A 26,876-nucleotide genomic window follows, 5' to 3' on the forward strand; every position below is an offset into this window, starting at 1 on the left:
AACTACTCAATATGCACCTGCAATTTTTCCGGTCCGCAAGAGGGAGTATGCTATTCCTGCTCAGTTTGCTTATAGGCAGTACTTCATTTGCTCAATTGAAACCTGCCCTGGCAGATTCTTTCCTGAATTTTATCAATGCCAATAAGAACAGGGCCTCCGTGTATATTACCCGGAATGATACAGCCATTGCCTCACTGAATGAGAACAAACTGATGCCGCTGGCCAGCACCGTAAAGATCATGGTGGCCATTGAATTTGCCCGGCAGTCGGGACATGATATGATCAATGAGAACAATTATGTGACTTTGAGCGAACTGGATAAATACTATATCCCCAATACCGACGGAGGAGCCCACCCGGCCTGGCTCGATTATGCCAAAAAAAATAAACTGCTAAAAGGCGACAGCGTTAAACTGGTTGACGTAGCCCGTGGCATGATCATCTTCAGCAGCAATGCCAATACCGAATACCTGATGGACCTGCTGGGTTTTGATAATGTAAAAGAGAATATCAGCCTGTTCAACCTGAAACAACACACGGCCATTTTTCCCCTTGTGGGATCGATATTCCTTTACCAGCTTCCCAAAAAAACAACCGAAGACAAACTCCTCAAAACGATCAGCGGGTACTCGGATAAGAAGTACAGCATGGAAGCGTACGATTATCACCTGAACATGAAAGAAGACAGCAGTTATAAAGCAAGGTTCAGGCTCGGAGAATTTTCGATGAAGCTGCAGAAAATGTGGAGCGACCGCCTGCCGGCTTCCACTGCAAAAGAGTATGTGCAGGTGGCACAGGCGCTGAATAAACGGGAAGTACTGGACGAAGGATCCTTTTTTACCATCGCCGAAGTACTGGAGTTTCCGATGGAGAACAAAGCCTTTCAGTCGGTATTCAAACACTATGGCGTGAAAGGCGGCAGCACCGGCTTTGTGCTTACACACGTAATTTATTTCACCATGAAGAACGGAACCCGGATGGAACTGGCCATTTTCTTCAATGACCTTAACCCCGAAGAAGAACAGAAACTGGAAGGCTGGCTGGATCCGTTTGAAGCACAGGTGATGTTTGATGCGGCTTTCAGGGAGCGTGTCAAATTCTAATTAAGCTTCCAGATCGCATAATTCAATATAGAAGCAAAACTCACCCAACTTATATATGGCACCAGCAACCAGGCTGCTGCAGATGAGATCTTCCCAAACCAAAGAATAGTGATGAAGATCATGATCCACATCAGGATGATCTCGGCAAAGGCCCAGCCGGGCAATTGCAGTTTGAAGAAAATAAATGACCAGAAAAAATTCAATGTCAGTTGTACGGCAAATAAAATGATCGCAGTTTGTTTGATGTTTTTATCCGTTTCCGCTTTCCACACTAAAAATAAAGCGATCCCCATCAGGATATAAAGTACCGTCCATACCGGGGCAAATATCCAGTTCGGCGGATTGAACCAGGGCTTGCTGGCTGTTACATACCAGCCGTTAACTCCCGAAGAAGTAAAGAAACCGGCGGAAGCCCCTACTAAAAGCGGAACCAGTATGGATATTATTAACTTCATCCCTGTTCAACGTTCTGTATAAGGAAATGTTCAGATCTTACCGGTCTTTTTGTAATACGCGATCAAAAACCCTGTCACTTCATCATAACTCAATACGCCCTGCGGTTGCTGGTTACGTTTTAAATAAACACCATAGATCCACCGCCACACCGGCTCAATGGGATTCCGGTGGCGGAGATAGAATTTCTTCCACGCTTTCAGGTCTTCCTGCACTTCGGGCGCCAGTTGTTTGCGGAATTGTTTGGAAGCCAGGGAATCTGTTTCAAAAAGATTCCGGTTGCTGTACATGAACAGGTCGAGGTAAACAGAATAATGCAGCAGTTTATCGTTGGAAGAAGCCGCAGCCAGGTAACCCACAAAATTTGCCTCCATCTCTTTGGCATAACCCAGCTGGTGCGCCACTTCATGGCTGGTGGTGAACGGTTGCAGGAATTCCGGCACCAGGGTATTCACCTGCGCTTCGCCGGTAAAGGGATTATAGTAACCCGTAAAACCCATGTAGTTCCCCAGCCAGCTCCACAAAGAAGGTTTCAGCGAAACAGGATCGTACTGCATGAACGGGTAAATTGTTTGTGCCTGTTTATACGCATGGGTGACCCGGGAGAATAATTCTTTTTTTGAGGGATAGTTGATCCTGCCATCCAGCATCATTTGCTTCGACCCGTTCACTTTTTCCAGCAGCAGGGCATTGATCTTCTTCAGGTCATCTGTAGAATATTTTTCCATCTTCAGCCCCAGCTGGCTTGCTATGCCTGCCCGGTTATAATTGATGCCCCAAAGAAAGTTAAAACTGATGTAGATGACCAATAGCACGTTAAACGCATAGCCCGTTCCTGCCAGGAAGCTTTGAACCGAGACCCTTCTTTTAAGAACAGCCCGTATGCCCTTACCCAACCGTATGATAAGCCATAAGATGGCTGCCCCATACAGGATATCCCCGAAGCTGAACGGGATCCAACCCAGCAGGTACCTTAAAACCCGGCTTATCTGCGGGTAAATACCGTTTGAATACCGGCTTTCCACCCGTGCAGGGTCAAGGGAAAAAAGATGGATCGAGACCGCCAAAGCAAGCAGCAAAAGGGTAAGCAACAGGGATTTTTTGAACTTCATATCTTCCCTAAAAGTAATAAAAGCTAAGCCAATGGCTCCCGGGGGTATAAAATCCAAATTTTGAACCTTAAAATTGACAGAATTCCCCTACCTTTGCCGTCCTTTAAACCATACGTAATGGCGGGTAAACGGGCATTTGAGATAGCATTTGTAGGGTTGAAACCGGGTATCCATGAGTTCAGTTACGAGGTGGACGACAAGTTCTTTGCTGAAAGGGGAAACCCGGACTTCAACCATTGCCAGGCAAATATCAAGTTGCAGCTCGACAAAAAAAGCAGTTTCATGCTGCTTAAATTTGAGATCGGCGGCAAAGCGGATGTTACCTGCGACCGTTGCGGCAATCCCCTGAAGATGGACATCTGGGACGAGTTCAACATGCTGGTGAAGCTGGTGGAGAACCCCGACGAGATGAATGAACAGGAAGAAGACCCGGATGTGTTCTATATCTCCCGGAACGAAAGTCATATTGACGTGGGTAACTGGATATATGAATTCGTGCTGCTGAGTTTTCCTTTACAGAAAATGTGCAGTGAAGAAGAGATGGGCGGGCCGCAATGCAACAGGGAAGTGCTGGAAAAACTGAAAGCCATGGAAGTAAAACAGCAGGAGGACAATGCCAACCAGCTTTGGAAAGGACTGGAGCAGTTCAAAAAAGCAAAGAAGGAAAGGACCAAAAAGTAAAATCAATTTTAAAAAATAAAAATCAAGCGATATGCCAAATCCAAAAAGGCGCCACTCACAGCAACGCAGTGCAAAAAGAAGGACGCATTACAAGGCTACCGAACCAACGTTGAGTGTTGACAAAACAACCGGTGAAACACATGTACGCCACCGTGCCCATGTAAGCGAAGGAAAATTATACTACAAAGGAAAATTAGTGGCTGAAAAAGCTCCGCTTAAAGCATAATATTTTTTCAAAGTATCAATTCTAATTCCGAAATTCGTTAAACCGGGTTTCAGAATTAGAATTTTGTATTTATAGGATATCACGGCAACCTTTGCTTAAAAAAATTGTTTTAGCCACAAAGCCCCGAAGGCACAAAATAAAAAACTTCGTTTTTTATTCCTTCGTGACTTAGTGCCTTAGTGGCTGCACTTTTTCTTTCGAAGTAAGAAACTACCTGTTATTGTGATCCCGCATTCTTAACTTAAAGCTGATTGAAATGAATATTGGTCTGGACATGATGGGTGGCGACTTTGCCCCGCTGGAAGCGGTAAAAGGCGCCGCTGAGTTCTTAGCGTCTGCTGCTGACAATATTCATCTTACGCTGATCGGCGATGAGGAAAAGATAAAAGAACATCTTAAAGATCATCCCATACCCGCCGGTAAATACAGCATCGTTCATGCCGCACAGGTGATCGGAATGAATGAACATCCCACCCGGGCTTTAAAGGAAAAACAGCGATCTTCCATCGCCATCGGTTTTCACCTGCTGGCAGGCGGAAAAACAGATGCGTTCATCAGTGCCGGCAATACCGGGGCCATGATGGTGGGCTCCCTCTTCAGCATCAAAGCCATTGAAGGGGTACTGCGGCCCACCATTGGTGCTTACATGCCCCGCGAGAACGGCAGCCTGGGCCTGTTGGTTGATGTGGGCCTGAACGCCGACTGCAAACCCGAGAACCTGAACCAGTTTGCCATACTCGGTTCTTTATTTGCCAAACACATCCTCAATTTTGACGAACCCAGGGTAGGATTGGTGAACCTGGGCGAAGAAGAGGGCAAAGGAAATATCCTGGCACAGGCAACCTATCCTTTATTGAAAGAGAACAAACAGATAAATTTTGTTGGCAACATAGAAGGCCGGGATATTTTATTGAACAAGGCCGATGTGCTTGTTTGTGAGGGTTTCACCGGCAACGTGGTATTGAAACTTGCCGAAAGTATTTACGATATTGTAAAGCGCCGCAACATCCACGATGAACATTTCGACCGTTTTAATTTTGAACAATACGGCGGCGTTCCTGTACTGGGCGTGGCCAAACCCGTCATCATCGGCCACGGCATCTCCCACGCCATGGCATTCAAGAATATGATACGCATTGCATCCCGCATGCTGGAGATCGACCTGATGGGAAAGATGAAGGCAAGTTTCCTGGAGCAGGCATAAGCAGGTATTACATACAATCCTCTACTCTTTTTTTACGTATCCCACCGCCTGTCCGGCTCAGCAACCGCCTGGCTTCTGTCAAAATTTTACATCAATCCTGTTATACATAATTATTACCCTTTATCCCTTTTAAGTTTTCTGTACGAAGCAATTAGTACATTTTCACATAGCCATTTTATTAAAGTATAGCAAAACTACTAGTCATGAAAACAATTTTTCTCCTGGTAACGGCATTGCTGTTATCGGCAATGCTCACCGCACAGAACAAGCCCGGCAAGATACTGGGCACCATCATCAACCCGGATAAAAAACCGGTGGAGTCTGCCACCATCCAGTTATTAAAGGCCGATAGCAAGGCACTGGTGAAGGCAGCCATCACCGATAAGGCCGGTAATTTTTCCTTTGAAAGGATCGCCGAAGGAAAGTACATCGTCAGCACATCGGCATCGGGCTTTTCAAAAAAGATGAGTGAGGTGGTGGAGATCACCGCGGCCAAACCCGATGTGGAACTGGCATCCATCGAACTGAGCAGCCAGGCAAAAGCAATGGAAGGCGTGACCGTGGTTGCACAAAAACCTTTTATTGAACAGAAACTCGACCGCACCGTGGTGAACGTTGAAGCATCTCCCACCAATGCAGGCGCCACTGCCCTGGAAGTGCTGGAAAAATCTCCCGGCGTTAGCGTGGACAACGACGGCAACATCAGCCTGAAGGGAAAACAGGGTGTCATCATCATGATGGATGGGAAACAAACCTATCTCTCCGGCGCCGACCTTGCCAATGTATTACGCAACATGCCGGCATCGGCATTGGACCAGATCGAGATCATGAGCAACCCATCTGCAAAATATGATGCATCGGGAAATTCAGGGCTCATCAACATCAAAACAAAGAAAAGCAAGACCAAAGGCTCCAACGGAAGCATTACCCTGGGCAACACCAGCGGGCTGTTCCGCAAGGACGGAAAAGAAGAGATACTGTGGAAGCCCACCGTTTCGGTGAACTATAATTACAAAAAGAATAAAGTAAACTTCTTTACAAATCTTGTTTACAATTACCGGGAAGGAAGAGGGGCGCTTGACATCACCAGCCGCTATTACGAGAATGAGAAGCAACTCGACAGCATCAATAAGGTGAATACCTCGTTCCGCTTCCGGAATAATAATTACACCCTGAAACTGGGCATGGATTATACCCCCAACAAGAAGAATTCATTCGGCATCGTGCTGAACGGGTTTTTATTTGCCGGCCGCCCTACCCCAACCACCAATACCACGTTCTCCACGCTGGACGGAACCATATTCTCCCGGTTGAACTCAAAAACGATCAACGAACTGAGCTGGAAGAATTTCAGCACCAACCTTAATTACAAACATACATTCGACACTACCGGAACGGAGATCACGCTTGACCTGGATTATGCCCACTACAAGAATGTGTCTGACCAGTTGCTGAGCACAGGCTTCTTCGACGGAAATTTTAACCAGACATCCGATTCAATGTACCTGCGTGGTCACCTGCCGTCCGGTATCAACATCTATTCCATCAAATCTGATTTCACAAAACCATTTAGGAACGGTTTAAGGCTGGAAGCAGGTATCAAATCAAGCTATGTGAAATCGGATAACCTGGTTGATTATGTCCGCAAGTCGGGCAGCAACTGGGTACCCGATTCACGGAACAACCATTTCATTTACGACGAGAATGTGAATGCAGCATATATCAATGCAAGCAGGGAGTTCAATAAAAAATGGAATGTGCAGACCGGTCTGCGCCTGGAGAACACCAATACAAAGGGTGTACAGGTATCAGATAATTCAACCGTTAAGCGCAACTATGTAAGCTTATTCCCCTCTGCATTTGTTAGCTATACCGTGAATGCAAAGAACATGCTGACCGTTTCTGCCAGCAGGAGGTTGCAGCGCCCCAATTACCAGGACCTGAACCCGTTCACTTTCTTCCTCGATTCACTGAGTTTCCGCCAGGGTAACCCATACCTCACGCCGCAGTTCTCCTGGAACTATGAACTGAAGCATACATACAATGGTAAGATCACCAGCACCCTGAATTATACAGCTACCAATGATGTGATCTCGCAGATCATAAAACGGAGGAAGGGAAGCAATAACGAGATCGTCGGTTTCCTTACCATCGACAACATCGCCAGATTCACCAACATAGGCCTGGCCATCAGTGCCCCGGTGAAAGTAGCAAAGTGGTGGAACGTGAACCTCTATGGCAATGTGTACCGCAACCATTACCAGGGCACGTACATTTCCATTGAAAACAACCAGTCGAATGTGGTTGACCTCGACATTTCCTTTACCTCGTTCAGCTTTAATGTAAACAACAGCTTTACCCTGGGCAAAGGATGGATCGCAGAACTGAGCGGCTGGTACAATTATAAAAATGTACAGCAGCTATCGCTGAACAACCCGATGGGCCAGATGAACATCGGCCTGGCAAAAAATAATTTACTGAAAGGAAAAGCCAGTCTCCGCATAAATGCACGAGACCCCTTTGGCTGGCAGCGTTACAGCGGGCTTACCCGGTACGGCAATGTGGACATATCCATCCGCAACCGCTGGGACAACCGGCAATACGGCATAAACTTTACCTACCGCTTTGGAAAGCAGCAGGGACAGAGCCGCCGCAAATCTGCCACCGAAGAAGAACAACAGAGAGTGGGTGCAGGAAGCTAAAGTATAGTTGGTGTTGTTTCAAAGACCATCCGTGATTGGCGGATGGTTTTTTATTTTAAGAACAACCCATGAATTGGTAGTGTCCTATTTTGAATATTTTGTGACCTGTCATGCTGAGGAACGAATCATCTCAGGTTAAACAAACGATCCTGATCAGGAGATCCTTCGTTCCTCAGGATGACAATCATTCAAAACAGGACACTACCCATGAACCATTCACTTTTGTAATCACAATAAATATCTGCACCTTTAAGAGCGTAAAAATCATTCCGCTAAAAAATTCATACACAATGAAACCGTCTTTTCTTTTGGTCTTTATCTTATCCGCCGGCCTTTCATACGCCCAGCCTTCCAACGAAAAGGGTAAACCATTCATCCTCGGCCTGGTGGACGAACTGCCCTCAACCATACTGGCAGAAAAGCGGGTACTGAATATTTATCTTCCCGAAGGCTATGCCCAGAACGATACAGCCAGGTACCCCGTGGTTTATTTACTGGATGGTTCGGCGGATGAGGACTTTATCCATATAACCGGGCTTTACCAGTTCAACAATTTTTCCTGGATCAACCGGGTGCCAAAATCCATCATCGTGGGCATCGCCAACGTTGACCGGGAAAGGGATTTCAGTTATCCCGCCAGCATTGCAGAAAATAAAAAGAATTATCCCAATGCCGGTGGCTCGGAAAAGTTCATCGCCTTCCTTGAAAAAGAACTGCAACCTTATATAGCAAAGAAGTACAGAACAGCCCGGTCCAGAACCATCATCGGGCAATCACTCGGCGGCCTGCTGGCAACGGAGATCTTATTAAAGAAGCCGGCACTGTTCGATCAATACATCATCATTAGTCCGAGCCTCTGGTGGGACAATGGTTCCCTGCTGAAACTAAAACCGGCACCGGTTGATGCCAGGACCGGCGTGTACATCGGCGTGGGCAAAGAAGGATTGGGACCGGGCACCATCCCGCATGTGATGGAAGTGGATGCAAACATACTGGCAGACAAACTGAGAACGGAAGCCAAAAACCTTACCGTTCATTTTGATTACCTGCCCCAGGAGGACCATGCCACGGTTTCCCACCAGGCTGTATTCAATGCGCTGCGGCTTTTTGTACCCGGGGGCAGCAGATAAGAAATAATAGAATTCATATTGATATGAAACCAGACCTTTGTGTAAATAAATAATTTTTCCGCATCATGAGCCAGCAAATGCCACCCCTTATTAAACCAGGCGAATTGCTCTTATTGTACCGCACAAAAGAGATCATCCTTATTGATGCAAGCCCGGGCAACCCTTCAAAAGAACGGTATAAGGAAAAGCACCTGGACCGGGCATTGTATGTTGACCTGGATACGCAACTGGCAGCAATAAAACCGGATGCAGCAAATGGAGGCAGGCATCCCCTTCCAGCCCCGGAACAATTTTCCGGAACATTAAGCAGTCTTGGCATAACCCCAACAAGTCACGTAGTGGTTTATGATGAGAAAAACGGATCAAATGCAGCGGCCCGGTTTTGGTGGATGCTCAGGTCAGCCGGGCATAGTAAGGTACAGGTACTTGACGGCGGTTTTGAAGCAGCCGTGAAAGCCGGGTTCCCGCTCAGTTCAAAGACAGAACTGCCTGCACAGACCGGTACATACCGTTTTGAAAAATGGCTGCTTCCGTTAGCGGATATCGATGAGGTGGATAAAGTCCGGCTGAATAAAGATTTCCTGGTGGTGGATGTACGGGATCATGAACGGTTCATTGGAGCAAAGGAGCCGATCGATCTTATTGCCGGACATATCCCGGGTGCGGTCAATATTCCTTTCAGCAGCAACCTGGACCCGGATGGTTCTTACTTACTGCCGGAAGAACTGCGTAGAAAATATGCGGAAGCATTTGCAGGAGTGAAACCGGAAAATATCATAGTGCATTGCGGTTCTGGTGTAACGGCCTGTCATACACTTCTGGCATTGGACCATGCCGGCATCCCGATGCCGAAACTATACGTGGGTTCCTGGAGTGAGTGGTCGAGAAATGACCGGCCGATAGCAACAATAGCCAACGATCAAAAATAAAAGGACCTGCAGGAGGTTCCCACACCCGAACCCTCCCAACGACTTAAACGACTTAAACGATTTAAACGATTTAAACGACTTCAACGACTTAAACGATTTAAACGATTTAAACGACTTAAACGACTTCAACGATTTTCTTACCTTGTTCCCATGGTCTCATTCAGTACCACCATATTGAAATTCGACAGGCAGGGAGAAAAGACCGGCTGGACATACATTGTTATCCCGGCAACCGTTGCCAAAAAATTAAACCCCGGTGTAAAGAGGTCATATCGTGTAAAGGGCAAATTAGATGCGTATAAAATTGAAAAGACAGCACTGATCCCGATGGGTGAAGGTGATTTCATCATTCCCATCAATGCCGCCATACGCAAAGGCCTGGGCAAAAGAAAAGGAGCCACTGTTAAAGTACAACTCGAAATTGATCATTCGCCCATATTGCCACCCGGCGAACTGATCGAATGTTTGAAGGATGAACCCGAAGCATACAAGTATTTTAATTCCCTTCCGCAAAGCCACCGCAATTATTTCACCAAATGGATCGGATCGGCAAAAACAGAACCCACCAAAATAAAAAGAATAGCGTTGGTGATAAAGACCATGGTACGCAAAATGGACTTTGGCGCAATGCTGCGGGAGGAACGGGATGAGCGGAGGAGATCAGGAAAGTGAAACGGGATGCAGGATACAGGATTCAGGATACAGGATACAAGATACCGGATACAGGATTCAGGATACAGGATTCAGGATGCAGGATACAGGATTCAGGATGCAGGATGCAGGATTCAGGATGCAGGATGCAGGATACGAGATAGATTTCAACTATGTAAAACTTTTCAAAAGACAACTGAGAACATCTGGTATCTTGTATCTGGTATCTTGTATCTTGTATCCGGTATCTTGTATCCGGCATCTTGTATCCGGCATCTTGTATCCGGTATCCGGCATCATCGTATTAAAATCGTCGTTCCCTTCTGCTCCACCCGTTTACCCGTTTCACTATGGGTATACTGCAGTATCCACACATAGGTGGCCGGGTCAACGCCTTGCCCCTTGAAATTGCCGTCCCATTTTTTTGTCCAGTCACTTGTTTCAAACAGCAACTGGCCAAAACGGTTGTAAACCCTGAACTTCAGTTCTGTGGCCTTGTACGCATTAAGCGGGTACAGGAAATCATTCAGCCCGTCGCCGTTGGGCGTGAATGCATTGGGTACAGCTATATAACAGCTGTTGGGTATTATTATTTTTGTGTGGCCGTATCAAAACAGCCATAATTATTCTGAACAATCAGTCTTGGAAAAACAGTTCTCGTTGCGGAAGCCGCCAGGTACGATTGCGCCGGCGGTGACTGCAGGTTGCTGGTATTGCCATTCCCGAAATCCCAGCTCCAGGAAACGATATTGCCGATGCTGTTGTCTTTGAATTGCGCCTGTTCATTGGGGCACAGCACCGCGTTTGTTTCAAAAGCAGCGTTCAGTTCATTATCCAGGAATATGGGTACCACAGCGCTGGTATCGCTGCACACGCCGTTGGAAACGATCAGTTGGGTTTGTTTCTGTCCGAACGTTGCATATATGATGGAGGGATTCTGCAACGTACTCCGCCGCAGGTTATCAAAATTCCATTTCCATACATTCACTTCATTTCTTCCATCGTGGAAATAATTGATGGTGTCACGCTGGCAACCAATCTGTATGTTGTAGGTGAAATCCGCATTCACTGTATCCTTTGTATTAAAATTCAGCACAGAACCTGCCGGGGTGAACTGGTTGCATTCATCGCCGATGGTATTCCCGTCACTGCCGGTTACCAGGCGTATCTCGTAGGTACCTTTTGTTTGTATGGGTGCCGACAATTGTACTTTAATGAGGGATGTCAATCCGTCTGCTGAACAATTACCCGATGCACCGGTAACAGTAACCGGTGTTGTACCCGAAAGCAGGGTCACCACAAAATCACTTCCGTTGGCCGCAATGGTACTGCATTTTATATTTTTCCGGAAAACCAGCTGGATCTCATCAGGACTGCATCCGGGTTTGGTAAGACTGTCCATTGGTGTTGGCAGCAACGGGTATACGATCAACGGAATACTTTCCCCTGCGGGAATATTACGGTCGCAGTTATCCCGGATGGTATTGCCATCGGTTCCGTTTTGTATGGTGATGGTATAATTTCCGGGAGGCAGCGGCGCATCCAGTGTTAGTGTCAGTGAATCCATATCAAAGCCGGTAGTACATCCAAATCCGGTGGCAGCGGTCACATTCGCCAATGGAGGAGTGATGGTAAATTCGGAGCCGGTACCGGTAAGGCTGTTGCATTTCATCCGCTTGTTCATCTTGATGGTGGTGGTGGTTCCATCGCAGGCGGCTTTTGCACTTAACAGGTGGGGTTCCTTCGGATCGGTGATACTTGCGCTGCCTCCTGTAAAAGTAAGATCGTATCCAGTTGTACTCCTTGTCCAGTTTGTGACCATGAGCAGATAATCACGCCCGGTTGTGATCGTTGGCATAGCATTGAAAGGCGTATTTCCATTGGCCGATCCTTCGCAGTGAACATTTCCTGAAGCGCCTGCCCTGCAACCGGTAGGTGATTCAGGAAATGGCGCAGGTCCGCTGCCTGCCCCATAAAGATTGATAGAGATCGCCAGGGCCGGGTTCGAAAAAACATCATTTGGATTACGCCCCGTGATATCAAACAGCACCCAATCATAATCATCTGTACTTGAAATACCGCTGATCAGAAATCCCAAAGTGCCCGTTTGATAACAGGTGAACTTATACCAGAAGGAACTGCTCGAAGTAATGCCTATGGAACAACCAGTCTGGGCAACATTAGGTCCATCGCAATTGGTCACCTGGTCCTGGTGAAATACGGATGTTCCGCAAACAGGAATGGCTTTATCCGGGGTCATTCGGGCAGGGAACAGGGTTGTGCTTTTGCACTTAAAACAACAGAAACAGTAATGATTAAAAGAGTAAAGATTTTTTTGGCCATACGTGCTGTAAAATTATTGTAAAGACACGTTATATTGTCTTTACGCTGCAAGTGTTAATACGATTTTAACAGGTTGGATGATGAGAAGCAGGGAATTACATAATTAACGAGGGCCGTTCATGCTTCTATTTTACTTTTCCTTTAATTTCCTGGAGCTTAAGCAGGGCTTCCACCGGGGTGAGGCGGTTGATGTCCACTTCTTCCAGCAGTTTTCTTATTTCATCAAAAGTCATGGAGTGGGCGTCAAAAATACTGAGCTGCATTTTTGGGGTGGATAATTTTTTCAGGTTACTGTCAAGGGAAGCCGCCTGTCCTCCTTCCCTGCTTTCTTCCAACTGTTTTAAGATCTCATTGGCCCGATCGATCAATGCCGGCGGCATGCCTGCCATACGGGCCACATGAATACCGAAGCTATGGGTGCTTCCGCCCGGGGCAAGCTTACGCAGGAAGATTATCTTATTGCCGACCTCTTTATTGGTTACGTGGTAATTTTTGATGCCGGAGAATTTATTCTCCAGTTCATTCAGTTCGTGGTAGTGTGTGGCAAATAATGTTTTGGGCTGATGGGGTGAATTGTGTAAGAATTCAGCGATACTCCATGCAATACTGATGCCATCATAGGTGGATGTTCCCCTGCCGATCTCATCCAGCAATATCAGGCTCCGTTTGGTAAGGTTGTTGATGATGCTTGCTGTTTCATTCATTTCCACCATGAACGTGCTTTCGCCACCGCTTAAATTATCGCTGGCCCCTACCCGGGTGAATATTTTATCGGTCAGGGGGATCCTTGCATCACTTGCCGGGACAAAACTTCCCATATGTGCCATCAACGTGATCAATGCGGTCTGCCGCAGCAATGCACTCTTACCACTCATGTTGGGGCCGGTTAAAATGATGATCTGCTGCGTGGAGGGATCCAGGTAAATATCGTTGGCAATATAGGATTCGCCCACCGGCAGGTTCCTTTCGATCACCGGGTGACGGCTGTCTTTGATATCGAGGATGAAGTTATCCTCCAGCATAGGCTTTTTATAACCAAAGTAAATTGCGTTATTGGCAAAACAACAGAGGCAATCCAGCACCGCCATCACATGACCATTCACCTGCATGGGGGCAATGTAATCCTGCAGTTCATTCAGCAGTTCTTCAAAGAGCTGCATCTCGATCTGCAGCATCTTGTCTTCTGCACCCACGATCTTTTCCTCGTACTCCTTTAATTCCGGGGTGATGTAACGCTCTGCATTGACAAGCGTCTGTTTGCGTATCCAGGTACCGGGCACTTTTGTTTTGTGCGCATGCGTTACTTCCAGGTAATAACCAAACACATTGTTGAAACTGATCTTCAGGGAAGAAATGCCTGTTGCCAGTGCTTCCTTCTGTTGCAGTTCGATCAGGTAATCCTTACCCCCGCTGGCAATTTTACGCAATGCATCCAGTTCCTCATTCACGCCGGCAGCGATCACCGAGCCCCTGGATGCCGCCGCAGGAGGGTTTTCATTCAGCTCTTTCAGGATCTTATCCAGGATATATTTACAGGGGTTCAGCGAATCTCCCAGTCTTTTCAGATAATCGTTTGACGAATGCTCACAAAGGGACCTTATCAGTTCTGTTTGCTGCAGTCCTTTGGCGATCTGGAGAACTTCTCTTGGGTTCACTTTCTTAAGCGGCACTTTGCTCACCAGCCGTTCCACATCGCCTGCCTGTTTGATGTACTGGGCGATCTTATTCCGCAGGTCAACTTCTTTTATCAGGAACTCCACTGCATTCAGCCGCTCATTTATTTTTGAGATGCTGTTCAGTGGCAGAACCATCCAGCGTTTCAGCAACCTTGCCCCCATGGCAGATACTGTATTGTCCAGCACTTTCAGCAGGGTATTGCTGCCTTCGCTGCCGCCGAATAATTCCAGGTTTCGGATGGTGAAACGGTCCATCCATAAATGCTCTTCCCGGTCGATGCGCTGGATGGAAGTGATATGGCCAAGGTTGGGATGCTCTGTATCCTTTAAATAATGCAGGATGGCGCCCGCTGCAACGATGCCCGTCCTCATTCCTTCAATGCCGAACCCCTTCAGGCTGTGCGTGCCAAAATGCTTCAATAAACTTTCGGTGGCATAGGCTTCGGCAAATATCCATTCCTCCAGGGTGTAGGTAAAGAATTTGGTACCGAAGTTTTCCTTAAAATACCGCTGCTGGTTGCGCTGAAAGATCACTTCTGCAGGCTTAAGACTTTGCAGTAATTTATCGGCATATTCCTTATCGCCCTCCGCAACAAAGAATTCGCCGGTACTTATATCGAGAAATGCGATCCCGGTCCTGTCTTCTTCAAAATGCAGGGCCGCTAAAAAATTATTGCTGCTGTGTTCTAGCAATTTATCGCTGGTGGCAACTCCGGGAGTAACAAGTTCGGTCACGCCACGCTTTACAATTCCTTTCGCCAGTTTTGGGTCTTCCAGCTGGTCGCAGATGGCGACACGGTAGCCTGCTTTTACCAGTTTATGCAGATAGGTATCTAAAGCATGGTGGGGAAATCCCGCCAGTTCTGATGCAGCCGGATTGCCGTTATTGCGCCTGGTCAAAGTGATCCCCAGTACAGAAGAGGTTGTGATTGCATCCTGGCCAAAAGTTTCATAAAAATCCCCTACCCTGAAAAGCAAAATGGCATCCGGGTATTTAGCCTTGATGGCATTGTGTTGTTGCATTAAGGGGGTTTCTGCCGTAGCTTTAGCCATGGGCGGCAAAAATAATGAAAAGAAATTTGGGAATTTGGTGATTTGAAGATTTGAAAATGGGGAAAATCCCTGCATTTAAGCACCCAATCTTCAAATTGGCATATTCCAAGATTTTCAAATCAGTTTTCCTGCTTGCTCAGAATCTCCTTCTTCATCTTTTCCCAAAGCCCGTCGAAGGTCTGGTGGTTCTCTTCCTTCCATTTTTTGCTGAAGGCTTTCATTTTTTCATAGCGGTCGTCCTTACTCAGGGAGAAGAAGGCCGTAATGGCTTCGGAGTCACTTTCAAATGCGAGCTGGTTGTACAGTTCTTTCAGTTGCTGTTCCTTGCGGATGTTGCTGTTTGCTATGGCAATTTCCATCTCTTCCCGCAGCATCACTTTTTCATCATAACTGCCGGATGGCAACATGGTCTTGGCAATTACCGGCATCAGTTCGATCAGCACCAGGATAAAAACGACCAGGTAATAACGGAACAGGAGGGCATCGTTGTTCTTGAGTAAATTGCTCAATGCTTCCACCCGGGTCAAAAAACCATTGTTCAGGTAAAGTGTAAAATTGGCTTCTTCCGCTTTTATCTTATCACCGATCATTTTCAATGCAGCATCGGCACTGTCCAGCCTGGGCTGATCTTCCTTTAACAATGCCTGGTATTCCGCATCCAGTTTCTGGTATTCATTCCGTTTGGCAATGGCAATGTCTTTAATGCCGATCTTCCCGGTGCCGCCGCTGCCGTCTGTTTCTGCCAAAAAGTTTTCCCTTGCTTTGGAAACGGCATCATATTTTGAGGACAGTTCACTCCTGATCGCATCCCTTTGCTTTATTAAATCCTCTTTCTGGCTTTTGAACAGCGTTTCAAGTTCCTGCTGCTTAAGCATCTTCTTCTTTTCATTATCCAGGGATGTCTGCAATCTTATTTCCTTATCAAACATATACAGCACAGCAGGCTGGGCCATGAATGTGCCAATGGTCAAAGCCAGCAACCCCCGGAATAACAGCGGGGCCACTTTCCGTTTGTTGAATTTGGTGATCCCTTTTATCAGGGCCCTGTCGATGGTGAGGATGATAAAACCCATGAACAGTCCGAGTGCGGCGGAAATAAAAAATGAATCCACAACCGTACTGAAAAAATATGCCCAGGTGAACGTGGCAAAGACCCAGGTTGCCAGTACCGTCATGCCGATGATTCGGTACCGGTTGCGGTCAACGACCGAATCCACCAGTATCTCTTTTTCGGCGGTAGCCAGCCACCACAAAAACTCCGTGAACTGCGATGGTTCATAATGTTCCCTTTGGGAAACAGCAATATTTTTTTCCATATTAAAATAACATTAGAAGGTTGCTATAAAGGGATCAATAGCGGAGTTGAAGTTGAAGGGTTGCAAAATAGCTATTCTTTGGTGGATTAACGAAGCCGGGAAGTGGTTATTTTGCCTGCGCCGGTACATTAACAGTTTATTAGAAATAGCCGTTAAACATGGGTTGTCAGAAACCGTCCATTGTCATATCTTTGCAGCCGCTTTAAAAGCGACTGATTTTTTACAACAAAAAAGCAAAATGAAGAAATTTCTCCCTGTGTTCATGGCAATGATGGTGCTGGTTCTAACGGTTTCCGCTCAACCCCCGAAAGGCATGGGCAACAGCGACCCGGATGCAAAAAAGATACTGGATGCCGTGAGCGCCAAATTCAAGACCTTCAGGTCGGTTCAGTCTAAATTCAGTTTAAAGATCGAGAACAGCAGTAACAAGTTAATGGGCAATAAATCCGGTACGGTCTTTATGAAAGGTACCAAGTACCGCATTAATGTCACCGGCCAGGAAATTTATTGCGACGGCAGCAATGTATGGACCGTGGATAAAGCAGCCAAAGAAGTCACCATCAGCAAACTGGATCCCTCCAACAATACCATCACCCCGCAAAAGCTTTTCACAAATTTTTACGACAAAGACTTTTTGTACAAACTGAACAGTGATGCAAAAGGCATACAGGAAATTGAACTTACGCCGATCGACAAATCGAAGCTCTTTCACAAAGTGATCGTTTATATCAACAAGACCACGCAGACCATCACGTCCACCAAAATATTTGAAAAAGCCGGCAACCGGTATACCTATACCGTAAGCGGAATGAATACAAAAGGAAGTATCGCGGATGATACCTTTGTATTTAACCAGAAGAATTACCCGGGGATGGAAATTGTGGACCTGCGGTGATTTCAGGCAAAGAGAGACGGAAGCCCGGAAGATATTTTAAAACGTTCAGCCTGAAGCTGAACTTTTTTATTTACCCCACCTGTACGTCTTAATATCAACCCCTGCCAGGTCAAGCACCCGGTCAACAACCGTGGCAGCCACTTCTTCAACGCTGGTTGGTTTACTGTAAAAAGAGGGTGTAGCCGGGCAGATGATACCGCCGGCCAACGTAACCGTTTCCATATTGCGGATATGAATGAGGTTGTACGGCGTATCCCGCACTACACAGATGAGTTTTCTTCTTTCTTTTAAAACCACATCGGCCGCCCGGCTGATCAGGTCATTGGAGATACCGAAGCGATCCGCCCCAGTGTGCCCATGCTGCAGGGAATGATGATCATGGTATCGTATTGCCCTGAGCCCGAAGCAAAGGGGGCATTAAAATCCTGTTGCTGGGAGAATTTTACGGGCAGATCCCTGAAATCCTCATTTCCAAGCTCTATTTGCCACACTTCCTTTGCATTTTCGGTCATAACTACGGACAATTCTTCCCACTGGTCCTTATAGAAAAGCAGCTTCTTCAGTAGTAAACCGGCATATACCGAACCGCTTGCACCGGTTACTGCCACAACAATTTTTTTCATCATTTTTCCGTTTAACTTTGCCTAAGCTACAAACAAATAAACTATGAATAAAGTTCTGGGTTTTTTGGTGATCCTGGCCGCTCCCCTGCTGCTGGTATCATTCCATGCGCCCAAAAAAGAAAAGATAAACTGGCTAAGTTTAGCCGAGTTGCAGGCAGCGTATGCAAAAGAACCCAGGCCCATCATCATTGATGTATATACCGACTGGTGTGGCTGGTGTAAAGTGATGGATAAGGAAACGTACGGCAACGATAAAGTGGCCGACTACCTCAACAGGAATTTTTACGCCGTAAAGTTCAATGCGGAGTCAAAAAGCCAGGTCGTTTTCGGGAACAGGAAATATGGTTTCAACCCCGCCTATAATGCCAATGACCTGGCCGTTTATTTACTGGGAGGCCGCATGGGTTATCCCACCACGGTCTTATTATCAGCATTGGATGCACAACCGGCTCCCCTTTCAGGATATCTTAAACCTTCAGAACTGGAACCACCGGTAAAGTATTTTGGAGAAGGCGCTTATAAGAACAAGAATTTCCCGGAGTATATGAAGGGATTTGCCGGAACCTGGTAAAAGATATTTGTCATTAAGTCATTGGGTCATTTAATAAGCCTATTACCCTTAAACTCTTTTCAATGACTTAATGACTTAATAACTTAATGACTTAATGACTTAATAACCCAATGACCTGCTACATTATTTCCATTTCCCATAAAAATATATTTTTCTGCTGTTTGCTTCTATATTGTAATTTCCCCATTCAATATTTGGGATGGCAGCACCAAAACTACAGCGAAGCTTAGGCTTATTTCAATCCACTGTGATCAATATGATCGACATGGTGGGCATCGGCCCCTTTGTTACATTGCCCATTGTAATGGGACTGATGGGCGGCATGTTCTTATATGCCTGGATCGCCGGCGCCGTTCTGTCGTTAGTGGATGCAATGATCTGGAGCGAACTGGGTGCAGCATATCCCCTTGCCGGCGGCAGTTACAACTTTTTAAAAGAAGCATATGGCAGGAACGGCATGGGCCGGATGATGAGTTTCCTGTACATCTGGCAAACCATCATACAGGCACCGCTGGTGGCCGCCTCCGCTGCCATCGGGTTCGCACAATACCTGGGTTACCTGGTTGAACTGGATGAGTGGCAGCAAAAAATGGTCTCCGCTTCGGTGATCGTTGTTGTTACCATTTTACTCTACCGGAAAATAGACAGCATCGGGAAAATTGCCGTACTGCTCTGGACCGGTGTGATCCTTACCATCGGCTGGATCATTGTGGGAGGTATTGCCCATGGAAATTTTTTACAAACACTCAAAGACATCAATGAAGGTTTCAGCTGGGGTCACCTGGCATCGTTTGCATTCGGACAGGCATGCATCAAATCCATTTACAGTTACCTGGGGTATTATAATGTCTGCCACCTGGGCGCCGAAATAAAAGACCCCGGCAAGAATATTCCACGCAGCATGTTCATCTCGGTGATCGGCATTGCCATTTTATACATTGCCATGAACATGAGTGTAAGCAGTGTCATCCCCTGGCAGGAGATCAAACAGTGGCAGGATGCCGGTGTAAACAATTTTGTGGTGAGCACTTTCATAGAAAGGCTCTATGGCAAGGTCGCGGCCAATACTGCTACGGTAATGATACTGTGGGTGGCGCTTGCTTCCTTATTTGCCGTAATGCTGGGTTATTCCAGGGTACCGTATGCTGCAGCGGCAGATGGTTCTTTCTTTAAAGTATTTGCCAAACTACACCCCACCCGGAATTTCCCATACGTTTCCTTACTGGTGATGGCGGCATTCGGTTTTGTTTTCAGCCTGCTCTTTAAAATGAGTGATGTGATCAGCGGCATCCTGGCCATGCGCATCATGGTACAGTTCATTGGCCAGGCTGTGGGAGTCATCATCCTGCGTAAAAGAAACGGCACAAAGGCATTGCCTTATAAAATGCCCCTGTATCCCCTTCCGGTTATCCTGGTCATTGCGATGTGGCTTTTTGTTTTTTATTCAACCGGGCTGAAAGTGATCAACTCTTTTTTAATTGTTTTTGGTTCCGGGCTGGTCGTGTATTTCATTTATGCAAAGCTGCAAAACCAGTGGCCGTACAAGAGAAAGGAAGATGCAATATCAGACGAAGAAATCAGGGGGTTTGAGAATTGACAGAGATGCTTTCCTGATGAATCGGGAAAGGCTGTTCCTCAGCATGACAGTCCTTTTTGAAATAAATGTTTTATAGATCCGGAAGGTCATTTATCTCTTTTAATTCTCCGTTTGAAACAGCCAGGGCCATACAAAGACCTCCGTTGGTGATCACCATATAAGGAACCTGCATCGTTATATTGTACCGCAACACCTGGTCCAATACTTTTTTATCCAACGGCACACCCATCTCCTTGCACTCAACGATCATCCAGGGTTTTGAATTCCGGCCGTACACCAGCATGTCAAAACGTTTCTTTAATTCACCCAGCCTGATCTCCTTTTCAATGGCGATCATCGAAGCCGGGTATTTTTTAACCTGCAACAGGTATTGCAGAAAGTTCTGGCGTACCCATTCTTCGGAGGTTAGCGTCACCCAGCGTTTCCGGGCCTCATCAAAGATGAGTTCCTTATCAGCTGCTGCTTTTATTTTGGGTTGATATGGGGGGTAGTCTATCCGGATCATTGGTTCCTATCCCCAAAAGGGGAATGTATTGATCTTAGTAAGGTAAATTTTTGTATTTTTAAAGACTGCATTGGTTGAAATGCCAGGTTCCAAAGGTATAGATTAATCTAAGTTTTTCTACCGCATGCCTTAAAACAGGTGCAGCAATTATTATAAACATTTTAAAGAGAAATCATCCCCCTTTAGGGGATGGGGTTATGAAGACAAAAGAAGAAATTGTACAGAACTGGTTACCCAGGTACACCGGAGAAAAGATCGAAAAATTCGGCGAATATATTCTGCTTACCAATTTTTCCAATTACGTAGAACTTTTTGCCAAATGGAATAAAGTGCGGGTGGTGGGCGTGGGCAAGGCCATGCAATGTGCCACAGCAGGCAATATCACCATCATTAATTTCGGAATGGGCAGTCCCGGTGCTGCCACGATCATGGACCTGCTGAGCGCCATACACCCCAAGGCTGTTTTGTTCCTGGGCAAATGTGGCGGATTGAAAAAGCGTAATAAACTCGGCGACCTCATCCTACCCATTGCTGCAATAAGGGGGGAAGGTACATCCAATGATTACTTCCCGCCCGAGGTACCTGCCCTGCCGGCATTTGCCCTGCAGAAAGCGGTATCCACCACCATCCGTGACTATGCGGTTGACTACTGGACCGGAACGGTGTACACCACCAACCGCCGTGTCTGGGAGCATGATGAAAAATTCAAGACCTACCTCCTGGATATCAGGGCCTATGCCATAGATATGGAGACAGCCACCATTTTTACCGTTGGTTTCTACAATAAGATCCCCACGGGCGCCTTGTTGCTGGTAAGTGACCAACCCATGATCCCCGAGGGAGTGAAAACGGCTGCCAGTGACAAACGGGTGACTGCCAAATATGTGAACATCCACATCAAAATAGGCATCGACTCGCTGAAGCAACTGATGAATAACGGGCTGACCGTACGACATCTTAAGTTTTGATCACGGATTGTATGGATCACGGTAGTGTCCTATTTTGAATGATTGTCATCCTGAGCCTGCCTGCCGGTAGGCAGGGTACGAAGGATCTCCTGATCAGGATCGTTTGCTAAACCTGAGATGCTTCGTTCCTCAGCATGACAGGTCACAAAATATTCAAAATAGGACACTACCTGGATCACACTGATTACACGAATTAACCAACTGTCATGCTGAGTTTATCGAAGCGTTGACAGTACACGGATATCTGTATAGAATTATTAATAATCCAATTCATTTAAAACAATAATTGCCTTCATTACTTTCCATAAGGAACCTGGGTATTCATTTCGGCAAGGGTCACGAAAGGACTACTGCTGTAAAAAATATTTCCTTCGAAATAAAAAAAGGAGAACTGCTGGCCATCGTGGGTGAAAGCGGCTCGGGCAAATCAGTTACTGCATTATCCCTGCTAAGGTTACTCCCCAAACAGAGTACCGTGTTCGGCCATGCTTTTCTTTACCGCTGGGAAGAACAGCCGCTTGACCTTATTCAAATACCGGCAGCCGAGATAAAGGAAGTACGTGGCGGTAATATTGCCATGATCTTCCAGGAGCCGATGACCTCATTAAACCCGGTGTTCACCTGCGGGTTCCAGGTAATGGAGTCCATCATGCTTCATCAGAAAGTGAACAAGAAGACCGCCCGCAAAAAAACGATTGAGCTTTTTGAAAAAGTAAAACTGCCGGACCCGGACGGAATGCTGAGACGTTACCCGCATGAAATAAGCGGGGGACAGAAACAGCGGGTGATGATCGCCATGGCCATGAGCAGCAATCCCTCGTTGCTGATCGCTGATGAACCCACCACGGCGTTGGATGTAACGGTTCAGCGAAACATCCTGGAGCTGATAAAGCAACTGCAGGAGCAGAACAATATGGGTGTCATCTTCATCACCCACGACCTGGGCATTGTAGCCGACATTGCGGACAAGATCGTAGTAATGCACAAAGGAGAAGTGGTGGAGCAGGGCAATGCCAAAGAAATACTCTCCGCTCCCAAACATCCTTATACAAAAGCCCTCCTGGCCTGCCGGCCCGCCGGACAATCAAAAAATAAACGCCTGCCGGTGGTGAGTGATTTTTTAGAGCCAACCAAGGCCGAAATTTTGAAAAGTCAAAAGTCAAAAGTCAAAAATACCAATGGAGCACAGGTCATTGGTCATTCGTCATTAGGCGAACCTCAAACCACAAACCTGCCTACCGGACAGGCAGGCCTCAAACTTCAAACCTCAAACCACAAACCTCAACCTCAAACCAACATTCTTGAAATCCAAAACCTGAATGTTCATTTCCCTGTTAAGAAAAATATATTCGGCAAACCGGTTAAATTCTTTAAAGCAGTTGATGACGTAAGTTTTGATGTTCAGCCGGGAGAAATTGTGGGACTGGTGGGTGAAAGCGGCTGCGGCAAAACAACCCTCGGCCGGAGCATCCTGCAATTGGTAAAACCAACATCGGGGAAAATAATATTGAATGGTGAAGACATTACCAGGATGAAAGCTTCCGTTTTGCGCAGTCTGCGTAAAGACCTCCAGATCGTTTTCCAGGACCCGTATGGCTCATTAAACCCACGGATCACCATCGGCGAAGCCATCCTGGAACCGCTGAACGTACATGGCATATTAAACAACCGGAATGAACGGAAAGAAAAAGTAATGGAGCTGCTTGAAAAAGTAAGCCTGCGCAGCGGTCATTTTAACCGTTACCCACACCAGTTCAGCGGCGGTCAGCGCCAGCGCATCTGCATTGCCCGTGCCCTGGTACTGGATCCCCGGTTTCTCATCTTCGATGAAAGCGTATCGGCTTTGGATGTAAGTGTGCAGGCGCAGGTACTTAACCTGATCAACGATCTTAAAAAGGAATTCGGTTTTACCGCCATCTTTATCTCTCACGACCTGTCGGTAGTGCATTATATCTGCAACCGCATACTGGTGATGCAGCAGGGCAAAATAGTGGAAGAAGGAACGGCCGACCAGGTTTACCATCACCCAAAGAACGAATACACCCAAAAGCTGGTGGATTCGATCCCCGGTAAACTGCTGCTGAAAACAGTACTGGCCTGAGTTTGCGGTCAAATTGATCTCCCCCATGAAAAATCTTCGTACAAAAGCCATTACCTGCTTTATAAATTAACTGATTTTTATTACCTTTGCCCCCTTTAAATCATGCCGTAACATGATAAGCGCCTCTAAAAAGGCTATCACTCAGTACCCAGTGTACACGGCATGTAACCATAATATAAAAACCGTTACATGAAATTATCCCAATTCCGTTTCGACCTTCCGCTTAACCTCATTGCCCAGCAACCTGCAAAAAAACGTGAAGACAGCCGCATGATGGTGATCCACCGTAAGACCGGCCAGATCGAGAACAGGCACTTTAAGGACATCATGGAATATTTCAATGACAAGGATGTATTTGTGGTGAACAACACCAAGGTCTTCCCCGCCCGTATGTATGGCCGGAAGGAAAAGACCGGTGCCAAGATCGAAGTTTTTCTTTTGCGTGAACTGAACAAGGCCAACAAGCTTTGGGATGTGATCGTTGACCCGGCCCGTAAAATAAGGGTGGGCAATAAACTCTATTTCGGCGAAAGCGATGAACTGGTAGCCGAAGTGATCGACAACACCACCAGCCGCGGGCGTACCATCCGTTTCCTGTGGGATGGCACCGACGAGGAATTCAGGCAGATGCTGGAAATACTCGGGGAGACCCCTTTGCCAAAATACATCAAGCGCAAACCCGAAGCAGAAGACAAGGAACGCTACCAGACCGTTTATGCAAAACACGAAGGCGCTGTGGCAGCGCCCACGGCCGGCCTGCATTTCAGTGAAGAATTGATCAAAAGGCTTGAGATAAAAGGGATCCGCTTTGCAGAAGCCACCTTACATACCGGCCTGGGTACATTCCGCCCCATTGAAGTGGAAGACCTGAGCAAACATAAAATGGATGCCGAGTACTATCGTATTGAAGATGCGGCCTGCCGGATCGTGAACAAAGCCAAGGAAGGCGGCCACCGCATCTGTTCCATCGGCACCACAACGATGAGGGCTATGGAATCTTCCTTTACTGCACAAAAATTATTAAAACCGTCTGAAGGCTGGACCAATCATTTCATCCATCCCCCGTACAATTTTAATATCGCCGATTCGCTGGTCACCAATTTCCATTTGCCGAAAACAAGCCTGCTCATTATGGCATGTGCTTTTGCCGGCTACGACCTGATGATGGAAGCATACAAGAAAGCCATCAAGGACAAATACCGCTTCTTCAGTTATGGAGATGCGATGCTGATCATCTAAAGAAACCTTACAACCAATACCAGCCCCTCCATTTTGCGAGGGGCTTTTTTATACCAGGAAGGCCGGATAGAGATCCGGCCCGTACAATTCAATATCCTATGAAAAATCTTATAGAATTACGGTAAAATGAGACCGGCAGATTTCATTCCTTGAAATAAAATGGGGCCAGATGAAGATCCGGCCCCGTTTAATCCAATATCCTATGAAAAACCAATAGTAAGACGCCGGAACGGATTGATTTGTTGCAAATGAATTGTTAACAGTTTTAATTAACTTTAGCTGAGTAAAACTACTCAGTATGAAGACCATTCAGCAATGGCTCAGCGAATACGGCGAGAGTCACAAGGATCATACCAATAAGACCATCCACTGGATATGTGTCCCCTCTATTTTCTTTTCCATAACGGGATTATTGTACAGCATCAAACTACCATTTGCCATTTCCGGCATTACGCTTAATGTTGCCATGGTCGTAATGATCCTTGCGGTATTTTATTATATCTCCCTCTCCCGCACTTTATGGATTGGTATGCTGCTGTTTGCAGTTTTCTGTCTCTGGCTCAGCAACCTGATCGAAAGTTCCGGCATCATGCCCCTCTGGCTTTTCTGTGTGATCATTTTTGTGGTAGCCTGGATCGGGCAGTTCTATGGTCATAAAATAGAAGGCAAAAAACCATCTTTCTTCAAAGACATCCAGTTCCTGATGATCGGGCCGGCCTGGCTGATGAGTCTTATTTATAAGAAACTGGGGATAGGGATATAACGAAATGCTGATACGGGATACAAGATACAGGATACAAGATACGGGATACAAGATACAGGATACAAGATACAGGATACAAGATACGGGATACAAGATACGGGATACAAGATACAGGATACAAGATGCTGGTTAATCAGGGTCTGATGTTAAAATGATATAAATTTTTATTATTGTTCTACTAAATGGTCTTTCAACTCCATATGCCGGCTTACCCGCTCAACCAGTTTGTTGAAAGTTTTATTTATTACCGGGATTATAACCCGGTTCATTCGGTTGACCGGTTCTTACCCGATGGTAATGTGAATATTGTAATTGACCTCACCGATTATCCCAAATACATTTACGACAATGAGACCCTGAAGGAGATACAGGCCTGCCGGGATGTCTGGTTCTCGGGGATGCGGAATAAATACATAAGCATCCCTTCGGGAAGGGACAGTGAAATGTTCATCATTAATTTTCATAAAGGCAGATCCTATCCTTTTGTGCAGATGCCGCTCTATGAACTTACCGACAGCGTGGTGGACGGTGAACTGGTGCTTACCAATGAGATCATGGATTTGCGGGAAATGATCCTGGAAATGCCTTCCATCAGTCAGAAATTCCTTACCGCAGAAAATTTCCTGCTGAAAAAATTTCATACCAAACTTGTTGTGAATCCTTTTATTGAATTTGCGGTTAACAGGATCGTGGAGGCGCCCAGCCAATTAACCATTGAACAGATATCCCATAAAGTGGGTTATTCGCAAAAGCACCTGATAAAACTGTTTAAAGACAATGTGGGATTAACGCCGAAAGGGTTCCTTAAGGTCATTCGCTTTCAAAAAGCCATACAGGAGATCGATGCATCAAAGAATATCAGTTGGGCCGGTCTCGCTTTGGAAAGCGGGTATTACGACCAGGCGCATTTTATCAATGACTTTAAACTGTTCTCCGGCTTTACGCCACAGGAATATCTTCAGAAACAGTCCGAATATCTAAATTACATAGCGGTGGGCTGAGGTAAAATTTTTCCAATACAAGATCATCGTCGCA

The 26,876-nt window shown here is 46.3% G+C and carries 23 protein-coding genes and 1 pseudogene; 16 read left to right on the top strand and 8 right to left on the bottom strand.

Going from position 1 to position 26,876, the window contains the following annotated elements:
• The first annotated feature begins 11 nt into the window (after nucleotides 1-11).
• Nucleotides 12-1,103, top strand: coding sequence for a serine hydrolase (locus tag IPJ02_04515; GenBank protein MBK7374834.1), 1,092 nt, complete (start codon nucleotides 12-14; stop codon nucleotides 1,101-1,103).
• Here the strand turns inward: IPJ02_04515 and IPJ02_04520 are convergent.
• Both IPJ02_04520 and IPJ02_04525 read right to left on the bottom strand, forming a co-directional pair.
• The gene (locus IPJ02_04520; GenBank protein ID MBK7374835.1) at nucleotides 1,100-1,558 is read right to left on the bottom strand and encodes a tryptophan-rich sensory protein; all 459 of its coding nucleotides are present in this window, start codon (nucleotides 1,556-1,558) and stop codon (nucleotides 1,100-1,102) included. The two genes, IPJ02_04515 and IPJ02_04520, sit on opposite strands and share 4 nt — an antisense overlap.
• A gap of 30 nt (nucleotides 1,559-1,588) precedes the next feature.
• Complete coding sequence (locus IPJ02_04525; protein ID MBK7374836.1) at nucleotides 1,589-2,668, bottom strand: DUF3810 domain-containing protein; 1,080 nt, start codon at nucleotides 2,666-2,668, stop codon at nucleotides 1,589-1,591.
• 117 nt (nucleotides 2,669-2,785) lie between these two features.
• On the opposite strand from IPJ02_04525, the gene IPJ02_04530 reads away from it, so the two are divergent.
• The 7 genes from IPJ02_04530 (at nucleotide 2,786) to IPJ02_04560 (ending at nucleotide 10,212) form a co-directional block, all read left to right on the top strand.
• The gene (locus IPJ02_04530) at nucleotides 2,786-3,349 is read left to right on the top strand and encodes a DUF177 domain-containing protein (GenBank protein MBK7374837.1); all 564 of its coding nucleotides are present in this window, start codon (nucleotides 2,786-2,788) and stop codon (nucleotides 3,347-3,349) included.
• Nucleotides 3,350-3,380: 31 nt separating this feature from the next.
• Nucleotides 3,381-3,575: a 50S ribosomal protein L32 gene (rpmF, locus tag IPJ02_04535; GenBank protein ID MBK7374838.1), complete on the top strand. Its 195-nt coding sequence runs from the start codon at nucleotides 3,381-3,383 to the stop codon at nucleotides 3,573-3,575.
• Between the two features lie 256 nt (nucleotides 3,576-3,831).
• The gene (plsX, locus tag IPJ02_04540) at nucleotides 3,832-4,779 is read left to right on the top strand and encodes a phosphate acyltransferase PlsX (protein ID MBK7374839.1); all 948 of its coding nucleotides are present in this window, start codon (nucleotides 3,832-3,834) and stop codon (nucleotides 4,777-4,779) included.
• Nucleotides 4,780-4,982: 203 nt separating this feature from the next.
• Nucleotides 4,983-7,481 (top strand): TonB-dependent receptor, encoded by a 2,499-nt coding sequence (locus IPJ02_04545; GenBank protein MBK7374840.1) that lies wholly within the window; start codon nucleotides 4,983-4,985, stop codon nucleotides 7,479-7,481.
• A gap of 290 nt (nucleotides 7,482-7,771) precedes the next feature.
• Nucleotides 7,772-8,611 carry an alpha/beta hydrolase gene (locus IPJ02_04550; GenBank protein ID MBK7374841.1) on the top strand — a complete coding sequence of 280 codons (840 nt, stop codon included), beginning with the start codon at nucleotides 7,772-7,774 and terminating at the stop codon, nucleotides 8,609-8,611.
• 65 nt (nucleotides 8,612-8,676) lie between these two features.
• Nucleotides 8,677-9,540: a sulfurtransferase gene (locus IPJ02_04555; GenBank protein ID MBK7374842.1), complete on the top strand. Its 864-nt coding sequence runs from the start codon at nucleotides 8,677-8,679 to the stop codon at nucleotides 9,538-9,540.
• A gap of 150 nt (nucleotides 9,541-9,690) precedes the next feature.
• Nucleotides 9,691-10,212 (top strand): DUF1905 domain-containing protein, encoded by a 522-nt coding sequence (locus tag IPJ02_04560; GenBank protein MBK7374843.1) that lies wholly within the window; start codon nucleotides 9,691-9,693, stop codon nucleotides 10,210-10,212.
• A gap of 275 nt (nucleotides 10,213-10,487) precedes the next feature.
• On the opposite strand, the gene IPJ02_04565 is transcribed toward IPJ02_04560, so the two are convergent.
• The 4 genes from IPJ02_04565 to IPJ02_04580 all read right to left on the bottom strand — a co-directional run bounded on the left by IPJ02_04565 (nucleotide 10,488) and on the right by IPJ02_04580 (nucleotide 16,579).
• Nucleotides 10,488-10,784, bottom strand: a complete 297-nt coding sequence (locus tag IPJ02_04565; protein ID MBK7374844.1) for a gliding motility-associated C-terminal domain-containing protein — start codon at nucleotides 10,782-10,784, stop codon at nucleotides 10,488-10,490.
• Nucleotides 10,781-12,451, bottom strand: coding sequence for a PKD domain-containing protein (locus IPJ02_04570; GenBank protein MBK7374845.1), 1,671 nt, complete (start codon nucleotides 12,449-12,451; stop codon nucleotides 10,781-10,783). The genes IPJ02_04565 and IPJ02_04570 overlap by 4 nt, the downstream gene beginning before the upstream one ends.
• A gap of 208 nt (nucleotides 12,452-12,659) precedes the next feature.
• On the bottom strand, nucleotides 12,660-15,263 hold the full coding sequence (mutS, locus tag IPJ02_04575; protein ID MBK7374846.1) for a DNA mismatch repair protein MutS: 2,604 nt from the start codon (nucleotides 15,261-15,263) through the stop codon (nucleotides 12,660-12,662).
• Nucleotides 15,264-15,382: 119 nt separating this feature from the next.
• Complete coding sequence (locus IPJ02_04580; GenBank protein ID MBK7374847.1) at nucleotides 15,383-16,579, bottom strand: DUF4407 domain-containing protein; 1,197 nt, start codon at nucleotides 16,577-16,579, stop codon at nucleotides 15,383-15,385.
• A 238-nt stretch (nucleotides 16,580-16,817) separates the two neighbouring features.
• On the opposite strand from IPJ02_04580, the gene IPJ02_04585 reads away from it, so the two are divergent.
• On the top strand, nucleotides 16,818-17,474 hold the full coding sequence (locus tag IPJ02_04585) for an outer membrane lipoprotein carrier protein LolA (protein MBK7374848.1): 657 nt from the start codon (nucleotides 16,818-16,820) through the stop codon (nucleotides 17,472-17,474).
• Between the two features lie 66 nt (nucleotides 17,475-17,540).
• On the opposite strand, the pseudogene IPJ02_04590 reads toward IPJ02_04585, so the two are convergent.
• Nucleotides 17,541-18,100, bottom strand: a pseudogene (locus tag IPJ02_04590) (UbiX family flavin prenyltransferase).
• 40 nt (nucleotides 18,101-18,140) lie between these two features.
• On the opposite strand from IPJ02_04590, the gene IPJ02_04595 reads away from it, so the two are divergent.
• Both IPJ02_04595 and IPJ02_04600 read left to right on the top strand, forming a co-directional pair.
• Nucleotides 18,141-18,668 (top strand): DUF255 domain-containing protein, encoded by a 528-nt coding sequence (locus IPJ02_04595; GenBank protein ID MBK7374849.1) that lies wholly within the window; start codon nucleotides 18,141-18,143, stop codon nucleotides 18,666-18,668.
• Between the two features lie 199 nt (nucleotides 18,669-18,867).
• Nucleotides 18,868-20,265 carry an APC family permease gene (locus IPJ02_04600; GenBank protein ID MBK7374850.1) on the top strand — a complete coding sequence of 466 codons (1,398 nt, stop codon included), beginning with the start codon at nucleotides 18,868-18,870 and terminating at the stop codon, nucleotides 20,263-20,265.
• 70 nt (nucleotides 20,266-20,335) lie between these two features.
• Here IPJ02_04600 and IPJ02_04605 read toward each other — a convergent pair whose 3' ends face one another.
• The gene (locus IPJ02_04605) at nucleotides 20,336-20,770 is read right to left on the bottom strand and encodes a type I restriction enzyme HsdR N-terminal domain-containing protein (GenBank protein MBK7374851.1); all 435 of its coding nucleotides are present in this window, start codon (nucleotides 20,768-20,770) and stop codon (nucleotides 20,336-20,338) included.
• Nucleotides 20,771-20,967: 197 nt separating this feature from the next.
• Between IPJ02_04605 and IPJ02_04610 the strand changes: the two genes are divergently transcribed.
• The 5 genes from IPJ02_04610 to IPJ02_04630 all read left to right on the top strand — a co-directional run bounded on the left by IPJ02_04610 (nucleotide 20,968) and on the right by IPJ02_04630 (nucleotide 26,842).
• Nucleotides 20,968-21,738, top strand: a complete 771-nt coding sequence (locus IPJ02_04610; protein ID MBK7374852.1) for an AMP nucleosidase — start codon at nucleotides 20,968-20,970, stop codon at nucleotides 21,736-21,738.
• Nucleotides 21,739-22,024: 286 nt separating this feature from the next.
• On the top strand, nucleotides 22,025-23,839 hold the full coding sequence (locus IPJ02_04615) for an ABC transporter ATP-binding protein (GenBank protein ID MBK7374853.1): 1,815 nt from the start codon (nucleotides 22,025-22,027) through the stop codon (nucleotides 23,837-23,839).
• Between the two features lie 189 nt (nucleotides 23,840-24,028).
• Nucleotides 24,029-25,078: a tRNA preQ1(34) S-adenosylmethionine ribosyltransferase-isomerase QueA gene (gene queA / locus IPJ02_04620; protein MBK7374854.1), complete on the top strand. Its 1,050-nt coding sequence runs from the start codon at nucleotides 24,029-24,031 to the stop codon at nucleotides 25,076-25,078.
• 298 nt (nucleotides 25,079-25,376) lie between these two features.
• On the top strand, nucleotides 25,377-25,841 hold the full coding sequence (locus IPJ02_04625) for a DUF962 domain-containing protein (protein MBK7374855.1): 465 nt from the start codon (nucleotides 25,377-25,379) through the stop codon (nucleotides 25,839-25,841).
• A 182-nt stretch (nucleotides 25,842-26,023) separates the two neighbouring features.
• Nucleotides 26,024-26,842, top strand: a complete 819-nt coding sequence (locus tag IPJ02_04630; GenBank protein ID MBK7374856.1) for a helix-turn-helix transcriptional regulator — start codon at nucleotides 26,024-26,026, stop codon at nucleotides 26,840-26,842.
• The last annotated feature ends 34 nt before the right edge of the window (nucleotides 26,843-26,876 follow it).

The sequence above is a fragment of the Chitinophagaceae bacterium genome, assembly GCA_016710165.1.
Taxonomy (GTDB): Bacteria; Bacteroidota; Bacteroidia; order Chitinophagales; family Chitinophagaceae; genus Ferruginibacter.

Coding starts and splice junctions, on each gene's coding strand:
- IPJ02_04515 (MBK7374834.1), top strand. CDS start 12: ATGCACCTGCAATTTTTCCGGTCCGCAAGAGGGAGTATGCTATTCCTG.
- IPJ02_04520 (MBK7374835.1), bottom strand. CDS start 1,558: ATGAAGTTAATAATATCCATACTGGTTCCGCTTTTAGTAGGGGCTTCC.
- IPJ02_04525 (MBK7374836.1), bottom strand. CDS start 2,668: ATGAAGTTCAAAAAATCCCTGTTGCTTACCCTTTTGCTGCTTGCTTTG.
- IPJ02_04530 (MBK7374837.1), top strand. CDS start 2,786: ATGGCGGGTAAACGGGCATTTGAGATAGCATTTGTAGGGTTGAAACCG.
- rpmF (MBK7374838.1), top strand. CDS start 3,381: ATGCCAAATCCAAAAAGGCGCCACTCACAGCAACGCAGTGCAAAAAGA.
- plsX (MBK7374839.1), top strand. CDS start 3,832: ATGAATATTGGTCTGGACATGATGGGTGGCGACTTTGCCCCGCTGGAA.
- IPJ02_04545 (MBK7374840.1), top strand. CDS start 4,983: ATGAAAACAATTTTTCTCCTGGTAACGGCATTGCTGTTATCGGCAATG.
- IPJ02_04550 (MBK7374841.1), top strand. CDS start 7,772: ATGAAACCGTCTTTTCTTTTGGTCTTTATCTTATCCGCCGGCCTTTCA.
- IPJ02_04555 (MBK7374842.1), top strand. CDS start 8,677: ATGAGCCAGCAAATGCCACCCCTTATTAAACCAGGCGAATTGCTCTTA.
- IPJ02_04560 (MBK7374843.1), top strand. CDS start 9,691: ATGGTCTCATTCAGTACCACCATATTGAAATTCGACAGGCAGGGAGAA.
- IPJ02_04570 (MBK7374845.1), bottom strand. CDS start 12,451: ATGACCCCGGATAAAGCCATTCCTGTTTGCGGAACATCCGTATTTCAC.
- mutS (MBK7374846.1), bottom strand. CDS start 15,263: ATGGCTAAAGCTACGGCAGAAACCCCCTTAATGCAACAACACAATGCC.
- IPJ02_04580 (MBK7374847.1), bottom strand. CDS start 16,579: ATGGAAAAAAATATTGCTGTTTCCCAAAGGGAACATTATGAACCATCG.
- IPJ02_04585 (MBK7374848.1), top strand. CDS start 16,818: ATGAAGAAATTTCTCCCTGTGTTCATGGCAATGATGGTGCTGGTTCTA.
- IPJ02_04595 (MBK7374849.1), top strand. CDS start 18,141: ATGAATAAAGTTCTGGGTTTTTTGGTGATCCTGGCCGCTCCCCTGCTG.
- IPJ02_04600 (MBK7374850.1), top strand. CDS start 18,868: ATGGCAGCACCAAAACTACAGCGAAGCTTAGGCTTATTTCAATCCACT.
- IPJ02_04605 (MBK7374851.1), bottom strand. CDS start 20,770: ATGATCCGGATAGACTACCCCCCATATCAACCCAAAATAAAAGCAGCA.
- IPJ02_04610 (MBK7374852.1), top strand. CDS start 20,968: ATGAAGACAAAAGAAGAAATTGTACAGAACTGGTTACCCAGGTACACC.
- queA (MBK7374854.1), top strand. CDS start 24,029: ATGAAATTATCCCAATTCCGTTTCGACCTTCCGCTTAACCTCATTGCC.
- IPJ02_04625 (MBK7374855.1), top strand. CDS start 25,377: ATGAAGACCATTCAGCAATGGCTCAGCGAATACGGCGAGAGTCACAAG.
- IPJ02_04630 (MBK7374856.1), top strand. CDS start 26,024: ATGGTCTTTCAACTCCATATGCCGGCTTACCCGCTCAACCAGTTTGTT.